This is a genomic window from Corynebacterium sp. HMSC30G07, from assembly GCF_001806945.1.
Taxonomy (GTDB): Bacteria; Actinomycetota; Actinomycetes; order Mycobacteriales; family Mycobacteriaceae; genus Corynebacterium; species Corynebacterium riegelii.
Window position 1 is genome coordinate 55280 of record NZ_KV786449.1, and the last position, 19645, is coordinate 74924.

At 62.9% G+C, this 19645-nt stretch carries 22 protein-coding genes; 5 read left to right on the forward strand and 17 right to left on the reverse strand.

Going from position 1 to position 19645, the window contains the following annotated elements; translation table 11 throughout:
* Positions 1-120: 120 nt before the first annotated feature.
* Positions 121-744 carry a LuxR C-terminal-related transcriptional regulator gene (locus tag HMPREF3104_RS01655; protein ID WP_052205316.1) on the reverse strand — a complete coding sequence of 208 codons (624 nt, stop codon included), beginning with the start codon at positions 742-744 and terminating at the stop codon, positions 121-123.
* Complete coding sequence (locus tag HMPREF3104_RS01660) at positions 741-1868, reverse strand: ATP-binding protein (protein ID WP_070493696.1); 1128 nt, start codon at positions 1866-1868, stop codon at positions 741-743. The genes HMPREF3104_RS01655 and HMPREF3104_RS01660 overlap by 4 nt, the downstream gene beginning before the upstream one ends.
* Positions 1869-1981: 113 nt before the next feature.
* On the opposite strand from HMPREF3104_RS01660, the gene HMPREF3104_RS01665 reads away from it, so the two are divergent.
* Complete coding sequence (locus HMPREF3104_RS01665; protein ID WP_070493702.1) at positions 1982-3061, forward strand: PspC domain-containing protein; 1080 nt, start codon at positions 1982-1984, stop codon at positions 3059-3061.
* 1 nt (position 3062) lies between these two features.
* On the opposite strand, the gene guaA is transcribed toward HMPREF3104_RS01665, so the two are convergent.
* Entirely contained in the window at positions 3063-4664 is a 1602-nt protein-coding gene (gene guaA / locus HMPREF3104_RS01670; protein WP_083278854.1) for a glutamine-hydrolyzing GMP synthase, read from the reverse strand.
* A 13-nt stretch (positions 4665-4677) separates the two neighbouring features.
* Between guaA and HMPREF3104_RS01675 the strand changes: the two genes are divergently transcribed.
* Positions 4678-5556, forward strand: a complete 879-nt coding sequence (locus HMPREF3104_RS01675) for an EamA family transporter (protein ID WP_070493709.1) — start codon at positions 4678-4680, stop codon at positions 5554-5556.
* 29 nt (positions 5557-5585) lie between these two features.
* Here HMPREF3104_RS01675 and HMPREF3104_RS01680 read toward each other — a convergent pair whose 3' ends face one another.
* Positions 5586-6746, reverse strand: coding sequence for a GuaB3 family IMP dehydrogenase-related protein (locus HMPREF3104_RS01680; protein ID WP_070493712.1), 1161 nt, complete (start codon positions 6744-6746; stop codon positions 5586-5588).
* A gap of 7 nt (positions 6747-6753) precedes the next feature.
* Positions 6754-8277, reverse strand: coding sequence for an IMP dehydrogenase (gene guaB, locus HMPREF3104_RS01685; protein WP_070493714.1), 1524 nt, complete (start codon positions 8275-8277; stop codon positions 6754-6756).
* A gap of 87 nt (positions 8278-8364) precedes the next feature.
* On the opposite strand from guaB, the gene HMPREF3104_RS01690 reads away from it, so the two are divergent.
* Positions 8365-8727 (forward strand): DUF5319 domain-containing protein, encoded by a 363-nt coding sequence (locus HMPREF3104_RS01690; RefSeq protein ID WP_052206452.1) that lies wholly within the window; start codon positions 8365-8367, stop codon positions 8725-8727.
* A 44-nt stretch (positions 8728-8771) separates the two neighbouring features.
* Here HMPREF3104_RS01690 and HMPREF3104_RS01695 read toward each other — a convergent pair whose 3' ends face one another.
* Complete coding sequence (locus tag HMPREF3104_RS01695) at positions 8772-9701, reverse strand: hypothetical protein (RefSeq protein ID WP_070493717.1); 930 nt, start codon at positions 9699-9701, stop codon at positions 8772-8774.
* Positions 9698-10318, reverse strand: a complete 621-nt coding sequence (locus HMPREF3104_RS01700; RefSeq protein WP_070493720.1) for a sigma-70 family RNA polymerase sigma factor — start codon at positions 10316-10318, stop codon at positions 9698-9700. Before HMPREF3104_RS01700 ends, HMPREF3104_RS01695 begins: the two co-directional genes overlap by 4 nt.
* A gap of 285 nt (positions 10319-10603) precedes the next feature.
* On the opposite strand from HMPREF3104_RS01700, the gene HMPREF3104_RS01705 reads away from it, so the two are divergent.
* A complete protein-coding gene (locus tag HMPREF3104_RS01705) occupies positions 10604-10921 on the forward strand; it encodes a WhiB family transcriptional regulator (RefSeq protein WP_052205325.1) in 318 nt (105 codons plus the stop codon).
* A 108-nt stretch (positions 10922-11029) separates the two neighbouring features.
* On the opposite strand, the gene groL is transcribed toward HMPREF3104_RS01705, so the two are convergent.
* The 10 genes from groL to HMPREF3104_RS01755 form a co-directional block, all read right to left on the reverse strand.
* Positions 11030-12655 (reverse strand): chaperonin GroEL, encoded by a 1626-nt coding sequence (groL, locus tag HMPREF3104_RS01710; RefSeq protein ID WP_070493723.1) that lies wholly within the window; start codon positions 12653-12655, stop codon positions 11030-11032.
* Between the two features lie 15 nt (positions 12656-12670).
* On the reverse strand, positions 12671-12970 hold the full coding sequence (groES, locus tag HMPREF3104_RS01715) for a co-chaperone GroES (RefSeq protein ID WP_052205327.1): 300 nt from the start codon (positions 12968-12970) through the stop codon (positions 12671-12673).
* Positions 12971-13131: 161 nt separating this feature from the next.
* Positions 13132-13575, reverse strand: a complete 444-nt coding sequence (locus tag HMPREF3104_RS01720; protein ID WP_052205328.1) for a hypothetical protein — start codon at positions 13573-13575, stop codon at positions 13132-13134.
* A gap of 101 nt (positions 13576-13676) precedes the next feature.
* Positions 13677-14708 carry a tRNA (adenosine(37)-N6)-threonylcarbamoyltransferase complex transferase subunit TsaD gene (tsaD, locus tag HMPREF3104_RS01725; protein WP_070493726.1) on the reverse strand — a complete coding sequence of 344 codons (1032 nt, stop codon included), beginning with the start codon at positions 14706-14708 and terminating at the stop codon, positions 13677-13679.
* Positions 14705-15190 (reverse strand): ribosomal protein S18-alanine N-acetyltransferase, encoded by a 486-nt coding sequence (gene rimI / locus HMPREF3104_RS01730; RefSeq protein ID WP_052205330.1) that lies wholly within the window; start codon positions 15188-15190, stop codon positions 14705-14707. The genes tsaD and rimI overlap by 4 nt, the downstream gene beginning before the upstream one ends.
* Positions 15187-15822, reverse strand: a complete 636-nt coding sequence (gene tsaB, locus HMPREF3104_RS01735; RefSeq protein ID WP_070493728.1) for a tRNA (adenosine(37)-N6)-threonylcarbamoyltransferase complex dimerization subunit type 1 TsaB — start codon at positions 15820-15822, stop codon at positions 15187-15189. Before tsaB ends, rimI begins: the two co-directional genes overlap by 4 nt.
* A complete protein-coding gene (locus HMPREF3104_RS01740) occupies positions 15822-16325 on the reverse strand; it encodes a hypothetical protein (protein WP_070493731.1) in 504 nt (167 codons plus the stop codon). The genes tsaB and HMPREF3104_RS01740 overlap by 1 nt, the downstream gene beginning before the upstream one ends.
* 10 nt (positions 16326-16335) lie before the next feature.
* Positions 16336-16836: a tRNA (adenosine(37)-N6)-threonylcarbamoyltransferase complex ATPase subunit type 1 TsaE gene (gene tsaE / locus HMPREF3104_RS01745; RefSeq protein ID WP_070493734.1), complete on the reverse strand. Its 501-nt coding sequence runs from the start codon at positions 16834-16836 to the stop codon at positions 16336-16338.
* Positions 16837-16869: 33 nt separating this feature from the next.
* Positions 16870-17955 (reverse strand): alanine racemase, encoded by a 1086-nt coding sequence (alr, locus tag HMPREF3104_RS01750; RefSeq protein ID WP_070493736.1) that lies wholly within the window; start codon positions 17953-17955, stop codon positions 16870-16872.
* Positions 17956-17962: 7 nt separating this feature from the next.
* Entirely contained in the window at positions 17963-18622 is a 660-nt protein-coding gene (locus HMPREF3104_RS01755; protein WP_052205335.1) for a hypothetical protein, read from the reverse strand.
* A 61-nt stretch (positions 18623-18683) separates the two neighbouring features.
* Between HMPREF3104_RS01755 and HMPREF3104_RS01760 the strand changes: the two genes are divergently transcribed.
* Positions 18684-19538, forward strand: coding sequence for a poly(ethylene terephthalate) hydrolase family protein (locus HMPREF3104_RS01760; RefSeq protein ID WP_070493739.1), 855 nt, complete (start codon positions 18684-18686; stop codon positions 19536-19538).
* The last annotated feature ends 107 nt before the right edge of the window (positions 19539-19645 follow it).

Consider the following 19645-nt stretch of genomic DNA (forward strand, 5'->3'; position numbering starts at 1 on the left):
AAAATTTTTCCTCCGCATTTCCGCAGGTCGCATTTTGTTGGATTTGGGGGTTTTGCAATGTCGTCTAGCAGCGGCCCGAGAGCGCTAGACGATAAACGTTATGTCAAGCAGGGCCCGCCGCTACCCCAGGTCGCGCGCCACCGCCCAACGCGTGAGCTGATGCCGGTTCGACGTCTGCGTCTTGCGCAGGATGTTTGAGGCGTGCGTCTCCACCGTCTTTACAGAGATGAAGAGGCGCTCGGCGATCTCCTTGTACGTGTAGCCGCGCGCAAGGAGGCGCAACACCTCCAGCTCGCGCCGGGTGAGCGAGTCCACTGCCGGGTCGTCCTCCTCCACCACCGGCCCGGAGGCAAAAGCGTCGAGCACGAACCCGGCGAGCCGTGGCGAGAAGTACGCGTCCCCACCACGCACCCGCTCAATTGCCTCCGCAAGCTCCGCGCCTGCAATGTTCTTGGTCACGTACCCGCGCGCACCCGCCCTGATCAGGGCGATGACGTCTTCTGCTGCATCCGAGACGCTCAGCGCCAAATACGCAGGTCCCGGCGCGCGTTTGAGGACGGCTAGGCCCCCGCCGTCGGGCATGTGCACGTCTAAGAGCACCACGTCCGGCTGGGTCTCCTCGATCCCGCGCACCGCCTCCGCAACGGTGCCGGCCTCCCCGACGATTTCCACCGCAGCGGACAACTCGGCCTTCACCCCGGCCCGAAACACCGAGTGGTCATCCACCAAAAACACGCGCGTCATAGGTCCAACGCTAGTTCGATCTCGGAGCCATTGCTTACCGACGCCACCACGCCCACCTCTCCCCCAACCCGCTCAACCCGGCCCACAATGGAGTCTCGTAAACCGTGCCGGTCTGCCGGTATGGCGTCTGGGTCGAAGCCTTTGCCACGGTCGCGGACGAACACTTCGAGTCGGCCGACGAGGTGTTCGGCGTAGACGTCGATAGTATCCACACCCGAATGCTTGGCGGCGTTGACCATGGCCTCACGCGCGGCGAGCACGACCGCTTCGGTGCGCTGGTCAAAGGGGATGTCTTCGCCGACCGTGACCGGTTTGATCACTACCCCGTACGTGTCTTCAACCTCACCCGCAGCCTTCTGCAGTGCGGCGAAAACGGTGGTGTGGTTGGACACGGTGTCATTGAAAAGCCAGGCGCGAAGCTCCCGCTCTTGACCGCGCGCGAGCCGGGCAACCTCCTCCGGATCGTCGGCCTGCTTTTGAATCAGCGCAAGCGTCTGCAGCACCGAATCGTGCAGGCGCGAGGCGATCTCCGCGCGCTGGTTCGCCACCGCTTTTGCCTCACGCTCCGCAACCAGCGAGTTAGCCAGTTTGACCATCAGCGGCACTACTAAAACGCCGACACCCAGCACCGTGACCAGTACAGAGACGACCACACCGGCTACTCCACTGCTCTCCCCTATGAGCGCAATTGCCAGTACTCCGCCCATGATCAACAGCGCACCCAGGGTCAGTGCGGCAATGTTGCGCCACGAATCCGTACCGCGGTCATACGCCTGCAGCGCGATCACCGCACCGACAATGAGCACGCCAAGGATAAACAGCACCGCCCCGCCGGCACCGGAGGAGACCTGTAGCGACGTCAGCGCTCCTGCAAACCCTGCGAGCACCAGGAAGATATCAAGCGCGCTGGGGCGCTGCCGCGGGGCAGTGTTCGCGGCGAGCGGGGTGAACATCCACAGCCCGGCGTACAACAACGCGCCGAAGCCACCGGCGAAACTCGCCGCCACAAAAAACAAGCGCACCCACTTCGCCTCCACCCCGAGATGCGAGGCCAGGCCAGCGGCCACGCCGGCGATCACGCGACGGGATCTGACTCGGGTCAACCGGGGATACAACGCAGACATGTCCCCCATCGTTGCACGCCCAATGCCCTGAGCACATCGGGGTAAACCCTGAAAAGAAAAATCAGGGTCATACCCGATACCGTGCCAGGCGTTGGCTCGCAACAATAGAAGCCATGGAAACCAACACACTGAAACGCATGTGGGAGACCCGCCCACCCCGCATCCCTCAAGATCAAGGCGGCAAGGCCGTCATCGCTGGTGTCTGCGAAGGCATCGGTGCCCGCTTCCAAATCGACCCAACGCTGATCCGCGTCCTGTTTGTCGTTTTGTCTTTCGCCTTCGGCGGCGGCTTCTTCCTTTACCTGCTGTGCTGGATCAACATGCCCCGCTTCGGGCTAACCCGCACACCGGCAAACGCGATTTCCACTCCGAAAGATCAGCTGACCAAGATTGAGAAGAAAGAGCGCGATACCGCCTGGCTGCTGCTCGTTGGCCTTGTCATCTTCTTCCCGTCCGTTGCTGTCGCTAGCGACATGCGAGGAGTCTTGGTTACCTTCGTGCTCTTCGCGCTCGGCTGGTACCTCGCCTACCAGCGACAGCCGGAGGCACCGGCGGGGTTGTTGGTGGTGGGGGGCGAGGCGGCGTCGGCAAGCGAAGGCCCTGCCGTGGATACCTCCCACCTGACCGTGCCGGAGGGCTACGAACACCCCGGGCAGAAACCACCGGCATGGGACCCACTCGGTGCGGCACCGGGCCTGTGGCACCTGCCGGACCCAGTCGAGCCCGCTCCGGAGCGTGCGCAACCAAAGAAGCGATACTGGCTGTGGGTCCCCGTCACGCTGGTGCTGACAACGGCAACGGTGTTTGCGCTGGGGGTCACCAGCGAATTGCGACTTGGCAATTACAGCCGCTTCGGCAGCGCGTACATCACCGTGTACGACGTCGACGAGCTACCAGACCAAATGGGCACCAGCGGCTTCATCGGCGAGTCCTACATCGACTTCACCGATCTCGAACCGCTGAGTGAGCCGAAAACGGTCAACATTGCGAACAACATCGGCAGCACCGATATCATCCTGCCGGAAAACGTCCCCGTCGACATCAACTGCAAGGTGAACATCGGCGAGGCCGCATGCCCCGAAGAACGACAAAACGCGGACAAGGACGGCGAGCTGCTCACGATTAACGTGCAGCAGCGCGTCGGGTCCGTGTCCGCGTACTACGCCCGCGAGGACGCGGGCGAGGAAAACTGAATTACTCCCACTCGATGGTCCCCGGCGGCTTGGACGTCACGTCCAACACCACGCGGTTGACATCAGCCACCTCGTTGGTGATGCGGGTGGAGATCACCTCAAGCGTCTCATACGGGATGCGCACCCAGTCCGCGGTCATCGCGTCCTCAGAGGTAACAGGGCGCAGCACGATCGGGTGGCCGTAGGTGCGGCCATCGCCCTGCACACCCACCGAGCGCACATCAGCCAGCAGGACCACCGGGCACTGCCAGATCTGGTCATCCAGGCCAGCCTTGGTCAGCTCCTCGCGAGCAATCGCATCAGCAGCGCGCAGGGTTTCCAGGCGCTCCTCGGTGACCTCGCCAATAATGCGGATACCCAGGCCCGGACCCGGGAACGGCTGGCGGTTCACAATCACCTCTGGCAGGCCGAGCTCGCGGCCAACGGCGCGGACCTCGTCCTTAAACAGCAGGCGAAGCGGCTCAACCAGCTCAAACTCCACGTCATCCGGCAGGCCACCGACGTTGTGGTGGCTCTTAATGTTGGCGGTACCGGTGCCGCCGCCGGACTCCACAACGTCCGGGTACAGGGTGCCCTGGACCAGGTAGTCCACGTTTTTCTCGTTTCCGGATTCTGCAAGAATCCCGGAAACAGCGCGCTCGAAGGAGCGGATGAACTCCGCACCAATCGCCTTACGCTTGGCCTCCGGCTCGGTCACACCGGCCAGCTTGTCCAGGAAGGCCTTGCGCTCATCCACAGTGACCAGCTTCGCGCCGGTTGCGGCAACAAAGTCGGTCTCCACCTGCTCGCGCTCGCCCTGGCGCAGCAAGCCATGGTCCACGAACACACAGGTCAAACGGTCACCGATCGCGCGCTGCACCAGCGCGGCAGCAACCGCGGAATCCACACCACCAGACAGGCCGCAGATGGCGTAGCCGTCCCCAACCTGGGTGCGAACCTGCTCAATGAGCTGCTCCGCAATGTTGGACGCCGTCCAGTTCTGCTCCAGGCCAGCGATCTCGGTGAGGAAGCGGGTCAGCACCTCCTGGCCGTGCGGGGAGTGCATGACTTCCGGGTGGTACTGCACGCCGGCGAACTTGCGCTCTACGTTCTCAAACGCAGCAACCGGCGCGCCCGGGGTAGACGCGGTGACCTCGAAGCCTTCCGGTGCGCGCGTCACGGAATCGCCGTGCGACATCCACACTGGGTGCTCATCCAGACCAGCGTGCAGCACGCCGCCCTTGACAGCCATCGCCGTGCGGCCGTATTCGCGGGAGCCGGTCTTGGCAACCTCGCCACCCAGCGCCTGCGTCATCACCTGGAAGCCGTAGCAAATACCAAAGATAGGCAGACCCAGCTCAAAGATCTCCGGATCCAGCTGCGGGGCGCCCTCGGCGTACACCGAAGACGGGCCGCCGGAGAGCACGAGTGCCACCGGATCCTTCGCTTTAAGCTCTTCTGCCGTGATGGTGGAGGGAACCACCTCCGAGTACACGTTCGCCTCACGCACGCGCCGCGCGATGAGCTGCGCGTATTGCGCGCCAAAGTCCACTACAAGTACAGGTCTCACGGTTTCAAATACTAACTGATGCCACCCCTGATCCCCCAGACGTGTACTGGCCATGCATAATCCATGCATGAAAACTGTCCGCCCTTCTACCCCGCCGCAGGGTATGGCCATTGCTTGCATTCTTGGTTCATGCTTGTCGTTGCAGTTCGGAGCAGCTCTTGCTACGCAACTGTTTCCGGCGGCTGGTACGTGGGCCACGGCATCGCTGCGCCTGCTGATCGCCGCGGTTATCCTCTTCGCTCTCTCGCGTCCGCGTTTCTGGGAGTGGAGCGCCGCCCAGTGGCGCGGCGTGTGCCTGCTGGGGCTAACCATGGGTGGGATGAACGGCTCGTTCTACGCCGGCATTTCCACCATCCCCCTAGGCACCGCGGTGACCATCGAGTTTTTGGGCCCCTTGCTGCTTGCGGCGGTGCTTTCGCGCTCGCTTCGCGACGCCACCTCCGTCGCCCTCGCCATGATCGGCATGGCCCTTCTGGCCGTGGACTCTTTGACGGGCGACCCGCTGGATCCCCAAGGCGTTGTCTACATCCTTGTCGCGGGCGCGTTTTGGGCGGGCTACATCATGGCAAATAAACACGCCGGTGCGTTGGTGCCCGGCCAGGGTGGCCTTGCGGTGTCGCTTGCCGTGGGCGGGTTAATCCTGATGCCGTTGGGGTGGCGCGGCTCCGTTGTCATTCTCACGGACTTTTCGCTGCTCTGGTTAGCCATCGGTACGGCGATCTTGGCGTCTTTGATCCCCTATTCGCTGGAGCTGATCGCCATGCGCCAGCTCCAGCCGAACGTGTTCGCCATTTTCATCGCCCTGGAGCCTGCGTTTGCCGCCGCCATTGGCTGGCTTGTGCTTGCGCAAAGCCCGAGCCTGCTCAAGGGCGCCGCAATCGTGCTGGTGATCTTGGCGTCCGTCAACCAGACCTTGGGTGGGCGGCGCACCCGGCGCCGCAGGTAGCGGCCCCGCACAGGGCCACTACCTAGCCGCTAAATCGTGGGGCGAACCGCCAGCTGCGCCTTCTGGAAGGCCTTGACCGTGGTAAAGCCACACTTGGCCATGATTCGGCGCAGGCCACCAATGAGGTTCAAGGTGCCCCAGGCGTCATTGGAAGGCCCGTGCAGGACCACCTCAAGCGGGTAGTGATTTTCTGAAAAATCCACCTGAATGCCACCGCGCGGGTTGCGCGGGTGCGCTGCCTGTGGCTCCCAGTAAGAGCCTTGGGCTGCGGCCTCCTCGGCGCACGCCAGCGGGCGACCAACCATCACGGCGTCAGCGCCACACGCCAGCGCCACAGCAATCTGGCCCGCCGTGTTTACATCGCCGTTAGCCACGATGTGTACGTAACGGCCCTCGGTCTCATCCAGGTAGTCGCGCCGTGCCGCCGCGACATCTGCAATCGCGGTGGCCAACGGAACGCCGATGCCCTCCAGGCCAGCGCTACCGCTGCCCACAATCACACCGGCCACGCCAGCGCGCATCAGGTGCATCGCCGTGGAGTAGTCATAAACGCCGCCTGCGATCACCGGCACCTCAAGCGAGCCGACGAACTCCTTCAAGTTCAGCGGCTCCCCGCCCTGCTGCACGTGCTCCGCAGACACCAGCGAACCCTGGATGAACAGGAGCTCCGCGCCTGCCGCAATCACCACAGGCGCCAGCTCACGGGCGTTCTGCGGGCTCACGCGCACCGCAACGGTCACCCCAGAGTCACGCACCTGGCGGATACGCTCCGTCAGCAGATCAGTATCCAACGCCTGCGCGTGCAGACGCTGCAACGTCTCCACAGCCTGCGTCTTCGACGCCTCGTACTCCAGGTAGTCCTTCCGGGAGTTCATCGTCTCCGGGTACTGCGTCTTACCGGTGACCTCCGCAATCGCGTCTGGGATGGAGGCGCTGCGCCCCCACAGACCCTCAGCGTCAATCACACCCAGGCCGCCCTGCTTGCCCATCTCAATGACAAACTCCGGGCTTGCCAACGCATCCGTCGGGTACGAAATGATCGGGGCGTCAAAGGTGTACGCATCCACATGCCACGTGGTGTCAACGTCCTTGGATGAGCGGGTGCGGCGGGTGGGGACCAACGTGACGTCGTCAAGCGAAAAAGCCCTACGAGCGTCCCGGCCAATACCAATTTCTACAATCTCGCGCATGATGCTCCTAGCCGCGGTAGTTCGGGGCCTCGACGGTCTGCGTGATGTCGTGCGGGTGCGACTCACGCAAGCCAGCCGTAGTGATCTGTACAAACTGCTTCGTCTGCAGCTCTTCAATCGTTGCGGCACCGGTGTAGCCCATCGCCGCGCGCAGGCCGCCAACGATCTGGTGTGTGATGGCATCCAGCTCGCCGCGGTACGGCACGCGGCCCTCGATACCCTCCGGCACCAGCTTGTCCTCGCTAGCAACGTCAGCCTGGAAGTAGCGGTCCTTGGAGAAGGAACGCTTCTCACCCGTCAGGCCACGACCCTGCATCGCACCCATGGAGCCCATGCCGCGGTAACGCTTGTACTGCTTGCCACCAACCACGACGATCTCGCCCGGAGCCTCTGCGGTACCAGCAAGCATGGAGCCCAGCATGACTGACGACGCACCCGCCGCCAGCGCCTTCGCCACATCACCGGAGTGCTGCATGCCACCATCAGCGATGATCGGCACACCCGCCTTCTTCGCCGGCACCGAAGCCTCCAAAATCGCCGTGATCTGCGGCGCGCCAACGCCAGCAACCACGCGCGTAGTGCAAATGGAGCCTGGGCCGATGCCAACCTTGATAGCGTCCGCACCAGCATCCACCATCGCCTGCGCCGCAGAACGGGTAGCCAGGTTGCCGCCAATCACGTCAACGCGGTCACCGAAGTCCTTCTTCACGCGGGCAACCATCTCCAGCACGCGGTTGTTGTGTGCGTGCGCGGAATCCACCACAAGCGCGTTCACGCCGGCCTCAACCAACAGGCCCGCGCGATCGTAGGAATCCTCACCGGTGCCCACACCGGCGGCGACCAGCAAGCGACCCTCAGCGTCCTTCGACGCCAACGGGTACTGCTCACTCTTCACAAAATCCTTCACGGTGATCAGGCCAGCAAGCGTGCCATCTGCAGCCACGATCGGCAGCTTCTCCACCTTGTTGGCGGACAGCAGGTTCAGCGCCTCTTCCTTGCTCACGCCCTCGCGTGCAACCACCAGCGGCATCGGGGTCATTACCTCAGCGACCTTGCGGCTAAAGTCCCGCTCAAAACGCATGTCACGGTTCGTAATGATGCCAGCCAGCTTGCCCGCATCATCCACCACCGGCAGACCAGAGATACGGAAACGTGCACACAGCGCGTCCACATCAGCCAGCGTCATCTCCGGGGTGGCCGTCACCGGGTTGGTGACCATGCCAGACTCGGAGCGCTTCACAATGTCAACCTGCTCCGCCTGCTCCTGCGCGCTCAAGTTGCGGTGCAGCACACCAATACCACCCTGGCGCGCCATGGCGATCGCCATTCGCGACTCAGTCACCGTGTCCATCGCCGCCGACGCAATCGGAATACGCAACGAAATGTTGCGGGTGAGTTGCGTCGAGGTAGACACCTCAGAAGGGACGATGTGCGACTCCGCGGGGAGCAGCAGCACATCATCAAACGTCAAGCCTCGAAGGAGGACTTTTTCCGGATCATCGCCACCAGTTAGTACACGCTCATTTGCCATGTCGCCATGATATTAGAAGTAAGGGTCAGGGGCATAGTCGGCTTCTTTTCTTTAGCGGCTAGTCTGGTCTTCGTGAACTACGACGACATGATGCCACTCGACCCGTTCGCGGATGACCCGAACGACCCGGCATCGTTCATCGAAGATGACGAGCCGTTCGAGCCACTTAGTGACCAAGAACGCGCCGAAGTCCTCCAAGACCTAGGACACGTGCGCGAATGTAAACTCCGCCTGCGCCCACGCGGCATCCAAGGCATTTTCTTCCAGTGCGAAGACTGCGAGCAGATGCACTACTACGACTGGGAAATCATGGAGCAGAACATGCTCTCAACGCTGCGTGGTGAGCTACCCCCGGTGCATGAACCCAGCGCGAGCCCGAACGTTGAGGCGTATGTGCCCTGGGATTACGCCATGGGCTTCCTCGACGGGCTTGACGCCCGCGGGCGCTAACTGGGGCTCTTCAGCCTGGGTTTTTGAGCCCGGGCTTATTCGGGCTACTGCCCCGGGGTTGCCGGCACCACTGGCGGCACCGTCACGCTACCTGGGTGGCCAGGTTGCCCCTCCGGCTGCGGGTTCTGCGCCGCACCCTGCCCCGGCTGCTGCTGGCCAGGCTGTCCCGGCTGGCTCTCGGGCTGCGGGCTTTGCTGATCTTGCGACTGACCAGGCTCACCCGGCTGGCCCGACGGGCCAGGCTGGGCCGACGTCGGCGTCGACGGGCTTGGGCTAACCGTCTGCGAGGAAGACACAGGCTGCTTCACCGTCTCTGTCTGCGTCACGGTCACAGCCACGGTCACGGTTTCAGTGACGGTGTGCGGAGGCTCCGCCGGCTTCTCCTCCCGCTTCACGTGCTCCTCCGCAGGCTGCGTGTTCGCGCCGTTCGCCGCCATCGCCTCTGCCAGTTCCCGCGCCTGGATCAGCAGCTGCTCAAGGTAGTCCGCATCACCGCCCTGGCTAGCCACCTGGATTTCCTCCAGGGTGGAGGCAAGCTCAATGGCTGCGGTGTTGTTGGGGCTCATGCTTGTCGACGTCTCCAGCAACGCCGAGTCCTGCTCCAGATCCAAAAACGCCACGCCCCCACCGACGACCATCGCCGATGCTGCGGCAGCGCCAATGAGGCCAGCGGCCCACGGGTTCATCTGCTTGCGAGGAGCGCTCCCGCCGGAGGTACGCCTCTTAGTGGTGGCCTCGGTGCGGCCCCCGTTGATCGCCGTGAGCTTCGGCGCGGACACGTGCTCAACGCTGGGCGCGTCCGGCATCGACTGTTCAACCTCCGCCCGCAGTTCCAAAAACAACCCAGCAAGCGGGTCTTCCCCATCGGAGGGGTCAACGCCGCGGCCAAGCGCGTCGAGGAACGCGTCAGTGTCATTGACGTGTTCAACCTGCGTCGCATCATTATCAAACTGACCCTTATCGCGGCCTGTCATTGATCCCGGTCCTGTTCTTCCAAAGCCTCGCGCAGCTTTGCCAGTGCCCGGTGTTGGGCAACTCGCACGGCCCCGGGGGTAGACCCCACGGCCTCAGCTGTCTCTTCTGCGGACAGGCCCACGAACACCCGCAAGATAATGATGTCTCGAGCCTTGTCACCTAGTTCATCGAGCAAAACCCTAATTTGGTTACTACCGTCTGCTTCCAGCGCAAACATTTCGGGGGTAGCGCCGGTATCAACAGCATCCGGCACCTCTTCCGTGGGTGTGAGTTTGTCTCTAAAAAGGCTGCGGTGTGCGTCCGCAACCTTGTTAAACGCAATGCCGTACACGAATGCCATGAACGGCTTGCCCATGTCTTGGTACTTGTCTATGGACGTTGCCACGGCCAAGCAGATTTCCTGCGCCACATCCTCAGCCGTTGGCATCCGGCCACCACTGATGCGTGCGCGGGCATACCGCAGCACCTGGGGGTGAACGATTCGGATGACGTTTTGCAGTGCCCGTTTGTTCCCAGCGGCGGCAAGCGGAACAAGGCGCGTGAGTTCATCCTCTGCATCAGGCTGGGACACAGCGCTCCTTTCTTCCTCGCTCACCCGTGGTCCCGGGCAATACATCTTCGGCCACAGTACCGATGTCTCTATTTTCACACCAGCAACCGCGCCGAGGAAAAACTGGCCAGCCCAGTAGCCCCATAAGAGCCTAAAACGCCTGGGAAATAAGAATTCTCCCCGAATTCACCCACCCTTAACCTTTAACAAAACCACTGCTCATAAGCATTTTTTACGGGGGCACACCGATGGCGCAAGATGCCCGTTACCGCGGCTTCACCAACCGTTTACCAAAGCAGACCACACTGCTACATCGGCTGTACGAAAGCAGATTGAAGGAGCTCTAAGACTATGTCCCTGCCAAGCGCACTGCCCGGACCAAACGCAGACTTCTGGGATTGGCAGCTACGCAGCGCCTGCCGAGGCGAAGCATCTGAGATCTTCTACCACCCCGACGGGGAGCGTGGCCGCGCCCGCGCACAGCGTGAAAACCGCGCCAAGGCCATCTGCTTCCAGTGCCCGGTGCTCTCGCAGTGCCGCGAGCACGCACTGCGCGTGGCAGAGCCTTACGGCATCTGGGGCGGCATGAGCGAGTCGGAGCGCCAGGCAATTCTGCGCAAGTCTCGCGGCGGCGCCCGTGTTCCTGCTGCGGCTGCATCCGCGAAGTAGCCCCAAACATCGGATAAGGCGCCAGCACCCCGGGAAAGGCGAAAGCCCCGCTCATACCGAAGTAAGAGCGGGGCTTAAGCGTTTAGCTTGGGCGTTTAGCCGTAGAAACTAGTGCATGTGGCCGTGGTGGACGCCAGCAGCAGCTGGTGCAGTCTCTTCTTCAGGCTTGGTCACAACGGAAGCCTCGGTGGTCAGGATCATACGAGCTACGGAAGCAGCGTTGACCACTGCGGAGTGGGTGACCTTCACCGGGTCGATGATGCCCTGCTCAATCAGGTCGCCGTACTCCAAGGTTGCGGCATTGAAGCCGGAGCCGTTCGGCATCTCTGCGGTCTTGGACACGACAACGGCACCATCAAGGCCAGCGTTCTCAGCAATCCAGAATGCCGGCTTGGTCAGGGCACGAGACACGGCCAGGACGCCGGTCTTCTGCTCGCCCTCAAATTCCTCAGCGAACTGCTCGAGTTCCTTCGAAATCTGGACCAAAGCGGAACCACCGCCGGCGATGATGCCCTCCTGGACCGCGGCGCGCGCGGCGTTGATGGCATCTTCGACGCGCAGCTTGCGCTCGTTCATCTCCGTCTCGGTGGCTGCACCGACGCGGATCACGGCAACGCCGCCGGAAAGCTTGGCAAGGCGCTCCTCGATCTTTTCCTTGTCCCAGGAAGAGTCGGTGGTTTCCACGTCACGACGCAGCTGGTTACGACGCTCCTCGACAGCCTCTGCCGTACCTGCACCGTCAACAATGATGGTCTCATCCTTGTTCACGGTCACGCGGCGGGCAGAGCCCATGTGCTCCACGGTGGCGTCCTTCAGGTTCACGCCAACCTCCGGATCAATAACCGTGGCGGCGGTGACCACTGCCAGGTCATCCATGAACGCCTTGCGGCGCTCGCCGAAGTACGGGGACTTCACTGCAACAACCTTCAGCGTCTTGCGCAGGGTGTTAACCACCAGGGTCTGCAGCGGCTCGCCCTCAATGTCTTCAGCGATGATCAACAGCGGAACGTTAGCCTCCGCCACCTGCTCCAGCACCGGCAGGAAGTCCGGCAGGGAGGAGATCTTGTTGCGGACGAGCAGCACACGTGCGTCTTCAAGCACGGCCTGGCCAGCGTCCGGATCAGTCATGAAGTACGGGGACAAAAAGCCCTTGTCAAAGGAGATGCCCTCGGTCAGGTCCACGTAGGAATCGATGGAGGTGGACTCCTCAACGGTAACCACACCGTCCTTGCCCACCTTGTCCATGGCGCCAGAGACCATCTCGCCGACCTCCGGGTCGCGGGAGGACACGGTGGCCACGTTCGCGATCTCCGTGGTGGAGGACACGTCGGTTGCGCGGTTTACCAGCTCCTGGACAACCTTCTCGGCTGCGGCACGGATGCCCTTGTTCAGCTCGATCGGGTTTGCGCCAGCTGCCACGTTGCGCAGGCCTTCTGCCACCAGCGCCTGCGCGAGCAGGGTAGCGGTGGTGGTGCCGTCACCAGCAATGTCGTTGGTCTTTACAGCCACGGACTTCACCAGCTGGGCGCCGAGGTTCTCAAACGGATCCTCAAGATCAATGTCGCGCGCGATGGTCACGCCGTCATTGGTCACGGTCGGGCCGCCCCAGCTCTTGGACAGCACCACGTTGCGGCCGCGGGGGCCGAGAGTGACCTTGACCGCGTCTGCGAGCGTGTCCACGCCGCGCTGGATGCCCTCGCGGGCCTCCTGGTCAAATGCGATCAGTTTTGCCATATCGGGCGCAGCCCCTTACTTCTCAATAACAGCGAGCAGGTCACGTGCGGAAAGGAGCAGGTACTCCTCGCCGCCGTACTTCAGCTCGGTGCCGCCGTACTTGGCAAACACGACGGTGTCGCCTTCCTTGACATCCAGAGCCACACGGTTGCCGTTATCGTCCAGACGGCCCGGGCCGACTGCAACCACGACAGCCTCCTGCGGCTTCTCAGCAGCGGAGTCCGGGATAACCAGGCCGGATGCGGTGGTGGTCTCAGCCTCGGCGATCTGCACCAGAACCTTGTCGTCGAGAGGGCGGATGTTGACGTTTGCCATGATAGGTACTTGACCTTTCGTCTCTAAAGCGTTTGGAAAATGTTGCGGTTATTCCCATGTCGCGCAGCCGTCGTCGCGGGTGAACAACTGTGCTCGAGACAACCCGTTTAGCACTCTACCGTCGCGAGTGCTAAGTGACAACAACGCCGCCCAAACCCGCTCTACTCCTGCGGTGCACCCATGTTGAGCACCGCGTTTTCCCACAGCTGAAACTCCTCCGGATTGTCGTCCCGGTAGTGGCGTGCGGCGCGGATGGTCTGTTTGATTTCCTCCACGATGTCGTCGTTAATGCTGGTGCCCTTGCGGCCGGTGAAGATCACCGGGCCGGAAATCGCGGTCATCGGGTCCTGCAAGAAGCTGGGGTTGCCGGTGGCTGCATGGTTCTTCGCCAGGGAGGCAACCGGGTTCGGCTTCGCGCGGTCCTCGCGTGCGGACGGCGAGTAGATCGCCTCAAACTCCTCTTCCTGCTCCATAAACGCCACACGCACCGTGTCAAGCACCACGGGGCCAAGGAAATGGTTGGCGTCTGCGAGGTCGAACACAATGCGTCGATACGTCAGATCCGGGTTAACAAGCAGGCCAAAACGCTGGTCGTCTCCATGCATGGCGGGGTCCTTTCGCAGTCAGGCAAAGCATGAATCCACAACAGGCTAACTGCACAAAGGCAATCCCGCTCGCTAACTCTGCCAGGCGCCAGATGAGGCCGCTACACCAGCGGGACTTCCACCTCAAGCGACGTATCGGTCGCCGCGTCCAGACCGGAGGGCTGCGCCCCCTCATGAATCAGCTGGGCGGCAAGCGCCGCAATCATCACGCCGTTATCCGTGCACAGGCCAAACCGCGGCACACGAAGCTCAATGCCGCGCTCGGCACAACGCTGCTGCGCCAGCTCACGCAGCCGCGAGTTCGCCGCCACACCACCACCGAGAAGCAGCGTGCGCGCGCCAGTATCCTCGCAGGCCAGCACCGCTTTCATGGTCAGCACGTCACACACCGCCTCCTGGAAGGATGCGCACACGTCCGGCACGGAGTACTCCTCGGCCGATTCCACATAGCGCGCCACCGCGGTCTTGAGCCCAGAGAACGAAAAGTTGTAGCGGTGCTCCCCGCGCATGTCCTCAGCCTTGGTCAAGGCTCGCGGCAGCGCAATGCTCGGTTCCCCAAGGGCACTTTGCTTATCGACGACCGGCCCACCCGGATACCCCAACCCCAAAAGACGCGCGACCTTGTCGTAGGCTTCACCGGCTGCGTCATCAAGCGTGGAGCCCAGCTCGCGCATGGGTTTGCCAACGGCATCCACCTCAAGCAGTTGTGTGTGACCGCCGGAGACCAGCAGCGCGACGGAGTGCGGCAGCTCGCCCTCCCCTTCCAGGTTGGCCACTGCCACGTGGCCGCCCAGGTGGTTGACGCCGTAGAACGGCACGCCCCAGGCCGCGGCGTACGCTTTCGCTGCAGACGCGCCCACCAACAGCGCCCCGGCTAGGCCCGGGCCAACCGTGGCCGCCACCGCATCGGGTTTTTCAATGCCGGCTTCTGCCAGCGCGGCATCCATCACCTGCGGCATCGCCTCCAAATGTGCGCGCGAGGCGATCTCGGGCACCACGCCACCGAAGACGGCATGCTCCTCCATAGAAGAGGCAACCTTGTCCGCAAGGATGGTCATCGCACCGTCTGCTTCAAGACGCACAATGCCCACGCCCGTCTCATCACACGAGGACTCAATACCAAGGACAATCATTGGGAATCACCTTTCGTGGCGGGTCGGGTCATGGTAAACGCATCCGCCCCAGAGGGCTGATAGTAGGCCTTTCGGGTGGCAAGGGTGTAAAAACCGTAGCTTTCATACAGTGCGATCGCGGGGGTGTTGTCGGTGCGGACCTCCAAAAAGATCGGCCCACCCAGAAGATCCGCGGTGTGCACGAGCTGGTCCATCAGCGCACGTCCAATGCCTTTGCCTTGGTATGCGCGGTCCACGCCGATGGTGTGTACTTCAAATTCCGGGTCAGTGCGCGGGCCCAGCATGGCCAGGCCGGCGTAGCCAACCAGAAGCTCTTCCCCGGTTTCCTCATCGGGCACAAACGCCCCGACGTAAAACGTGTGCGGTGCGGCGAACTCGGCCACAAAAGCGTCGCGCGACCATGGATTGTCGTCGGCGAAGAGGTCGGCTTCGATGTGGGCGACCCGTGTAGCGTCGCTAAGCACAAGCTCCCTGAAGATCATTTGGGCGGCACCGCATCGGGCCTGCGCAGATACAGCGGCACCAGCGGGGCCGGCGGGGCATCAAAGTCCGCAGCCGCAATCAGGCCTGCCGTGCGCGGGCCGAGGTAAGTGACCTCGCTGGCGGTGACCGTCAGCTGGTCCCGGAGCTGCTCCGGGCAGCTGAGCACGTCCACCGAATCAACCGGCACCGCAGAAGGCGCGCACACGCCCGGGCCAGCCACGCGGTGACCGCGCTCATAGTGAGCCCAGTAGACCTCGCGGCGGCGCGCGTCCGTGACCACCAGGCAGGAGGGGGTATCAACAGTCAGCCCCGTCGCGTCGTGCGTAACCACGCCATAAACAGGGATCTTCAGCGCCTGCGCAAACGCGGAAGCCGACGCCATGCCTACGCGCAGGCCGGTAAACGGGCCAGGCCCGCAGCCAACCACCACAGCGTCAAGATCCGCAAAGGTTACGCCTGCTTCCTGCAACGTCGCCTCGACGGTGGGAACCAGCAGCTCATTGTGGGCACGGGTAGCCTGGGCGGACTCCGCCAAAACGGTGACCGCCCCGTCTTCACCGCGCTTGGCAACGCCAACGACCAGCTCAGCCGTCGCGGTGTCAATAGCCAGAACGAACTTCGGATCAGGCATTACTGCGCGATACCCAGCTGCCACTGGCCGTCCGAGTAGAAGAACGGCATACCAGCATCCAGCGGGTAGGTCTCAGCGTGCGGGGTGGTGCAGATGTTGATGTCATTGAGCGCAACCTGGTCCAAGCTCACCGGGGCCTCCACATCGTGCGGCAACAGCAACACGTAGCCGTAGCGGCCGTTCAGGTCCAGAGCCGGGTCAAGTTCGAACGCCTCCAGCTTGGCGTTGATCAACTCTGGCGGCTCATTCGGGCACAGGATGGTGTAGGCGGAGTACGTGTTGGTGTCATAGACCAATGCCGGGTTGACCAGGTTCGCCACCACAGCACCGCTGTTGGGGCGAGCACCCGCAAGGGAGGTGGTCAACGAGTTGGTCGGGGCGATCTTCACCTCCGCGGCCTCAGGGCGAGACTGCGGGATAAAAATCAGACCGATGAGGGCAACAATCCAGGCTGCGATAGCAAGGACGACCCAATTGCGCTGCGTGTTGGAGAGATTCAGCATGCGCCCAAGCCTACAACCCGCCGCCACACGCAGTGAACCAGGTGATCACGCGGCCCTCAGATTCCGGGTCTTGCTTAAACAGTGTTTCCCGATCCAGCTTGATAAGCAGGTACTTCGACGCGATCTGCTCCACCAGTCCCCCGCCCCACTCGGCGACAACCACGGCCTCATCCAAATCCGTATCCAAGTCCAAGGCATCCAGCTCCCCCAACGGATCTCCACTGCCGCCCTCACCAACCAAGCGGTAGGCGTCCACATGCACCAGGTTTGGCCCGCCCACAGTGGAACGATGCTCGCGGGCAATCACAAACGTTGGGCTAGTCACACGCCCCTTGACCTGCATCCCAGCGGCGATCCCCTGGGTCAGGGTGGTCTTACCGGCACCCAACGGGCCGTCCAAAATCACCACGTCGCCGGCCTCCAGCGCGGCTCCCAGTTCGCGGCCCAACGCCTGCGTTGCAGCTGCATCCTCACACACGCGGCTGCCCTCAGCGGGAAATGACGCCTTCATTGCATTCCTTTCAGCAGTGCTCGATCAGCTCGATCAGCAGTATTCGCGGCGGGTGCGACCCTTTGGTGAGCACAACACCTCATAGTCAATGGTGCCAATGCGGCCAGCAAGCTCGGTTGCGCTCATCCCGCCAGGGCCAAAGATCACGGCCCTCTCACCAGCCGTGACCCCCTCCTCGTTAGCACCCAACCAGATCACCATCTGGTCCATGCACACGCGCCCCACCACCGGGTAGCGTGTGCCGCGGACCGTGATCTGCAGGTGCGGCTGCCACGCGCGCGACACACCATCGGCGTAACCAGCAGGAACTACGGCGGTAAACCCATCGTGCGGCGCGTGCCATGTCAACCCGTAGCTGACCGGGTCGCCCTTGCCAATGCGCTTGACCGCCAAAATGTCCGCCACCCACGACATCGCCGGACGCAAACCTTTGTCCGCGCTTTCATCCGGCCCAACGATCGGATCTATGCCGTACAGGCTGACCCCGGGGCGGACCTGGTCAAAGTGCAGGTCCGGGCGCGTCCATGTCGCCGCCGTGTTGGCGAGGTGGTTGCAGGAAAGCTCCAGACCCGCTGCGCGCCCACGGTTGATTGCGGTACGAAACTGCTCCGCCTGCGTATCGGTGTAGGGATCTTGCGGATTGTCTGCATAGGCCAGGTGGCTCATCAACCCCTTGACGCGAATGCGCCCGGCCTGCTCCGCCTCAGCCGCCAGGGCGAAGACCTCATCCCACGCGCTTTCATCGAAGCCGGAGCGATGCATGCCGGTTTCCACTTTGAGGTACGTGGTGGGGGTAAACGGGGCGTCGATAAGCCTGATCAAATGCTCCATCGTGGGGGCAGCGAGCTCGATGCCTTCCGGGATGTCGTCGCTCGGGTCCCACAGCCAGCACATCACCGGCAGGCGGGTGAGGGCGCGGACCTCTCGGGCCTCGGCGAGCGTGGCCACCCCGAAGGCGTCCGCACCGTTGGCCTCCATCACCGGCACGCAGCGCACAACCCCGTGGTTGTAGGCGTCTGCTTTGACAATGCACACCAGATTCGCGTCGCCTGCCTGGCGTTTCAACAGGCGGGTGTTGTGCGCGATTGCGTCAAGATCAATGCGAGCAGTCAAACTCATGCGTTCATTACAGCAGGTGCAGCGCGCCGAGCGCGATCAGCATCACCGACACCGCCCACGTTGCGGCCAGCGACACGGTTTTTGGGTTCGCGCGCGCCCACGCAAACGCGCGCCCGGCAGCAGAGTTCGGCTTCGCGCGCACCCACCCCACCAGCAGGGCACACAGCGTGGGCAGCGACAGTGCAACCGTGGCGTACAGCGGAATCGCCGCGTAGCGCTGCACCGGCTCGATGCCAGCGGCCGACAGCAGCGCCAGCCCGCCATAAAACGGCACCGAGGTCGCCGACTGCACCAGCCCCAGCACCACACCCGTGAGCACTGTGCTTATCGACGGCACCGCCAACGGCCCCATCACCTTCTGCACAAGACCGGCGTTATCCCCGCCCCGAAGCGCCAAAAGACCAGTGACAACGCCGGTGACAATCAGCAAAATGCCGAACACTGGGCCCTCGACGAAGCGTTGGACGGTGTCACCGAGGCCGTCGAAAATCAGCAGCATCAGCGCCGCAAGCGATGCAACCCCCAGCCAATCACCCGCGATCAGCAGACCTGTGACCTTGGCATATCTGCGGTTTTCCCGAGGCGCCACAATGCCCACGGCCACGATGACTGCAATCAGCAGCAGGTTGACCGAGTCAATAAAAGCAAGTGATAAGGCGCCTAGCATCCATGCCACCCTACGCGGCTTTCCGGCAGAAACATATGCCAAATCAAGTAGAGTTGCCCGTGTGTCTGCGAACTTGAAGCAACTTTCAGAACTGTCCAAGCGCGGCCCACACCGTGTGATGGAGGGCGACCTGGGCCACACCGGCCTGCCCGGCAAGGTCTACGCGCCTGCCAAAGGCAAGGACCTGCCGGCGGTAGCGTTCGGTCACGACTGGCGCCGCGACATCGGCGCGTACACCGAGACGCTTCGCCACCTTGCCAGCTGGGGCATCGTGGTGGCGGCACCTGATACTGAAACCGGCTTGAGCCCGGACCACGCTGGGTTTGCCGCCGATTTGGAAACCGCACTCCAGATCCTTGCCGGGGTGCGTATGGGTGACGGCGAGGTCACCGTCTCCCCGGGCAAGCTGGGTGTTGCTGGCCACGGCATGGGCGGCGGCGCCGCAGTACTGACAGCCGTTGGCAACGACAAGGTCCGCGCAGTGGCAGCGCTCTACCCGGCAAACGTGGCGCCGTCTGCCGTTGAGGCGGCGCGCCGCGTGTACGTGCCCGGCCTAATCGTGGGCCCTGGCGAGGACGCCAACTCCCTGTTCAACCCCGGCAACCCCGCCAAGCTTGCCTACAACTGGGCCGGCCAAGTGTCCTACCGGACGGTGAAGAAAGCATCGCAGCAGGGCTTTTCCGAAGACGGCCTGGGCATCCGCTTGCTGGGCCTTGGCTCTAATGACAAGAAGAACCAGGAAACCACCCGCGCACTGCTCACCGGCTTTTTGCTGCACAAGCTTGCCGGTGAGAAGAAATACGCCGCGTTTTCGGATGCGGAAGCCACCGGCAAGAACGTGGACTCCCTCATCGGTGAAGACCTTGCTGAGGCCGCAGGCATCGCCCGCGACGACAGCAAGTTCTCCCTGTTCTAGCTGGCTTGTGTTCTAGCTGGCTTGAGCCGGCGTCGCGCAGGCTTCTGCTTGTCCTTTGATTGCCTTCTGCTTGCTCCTGCTTGTGTCGGCTTCTGCTTGTCTTCTGC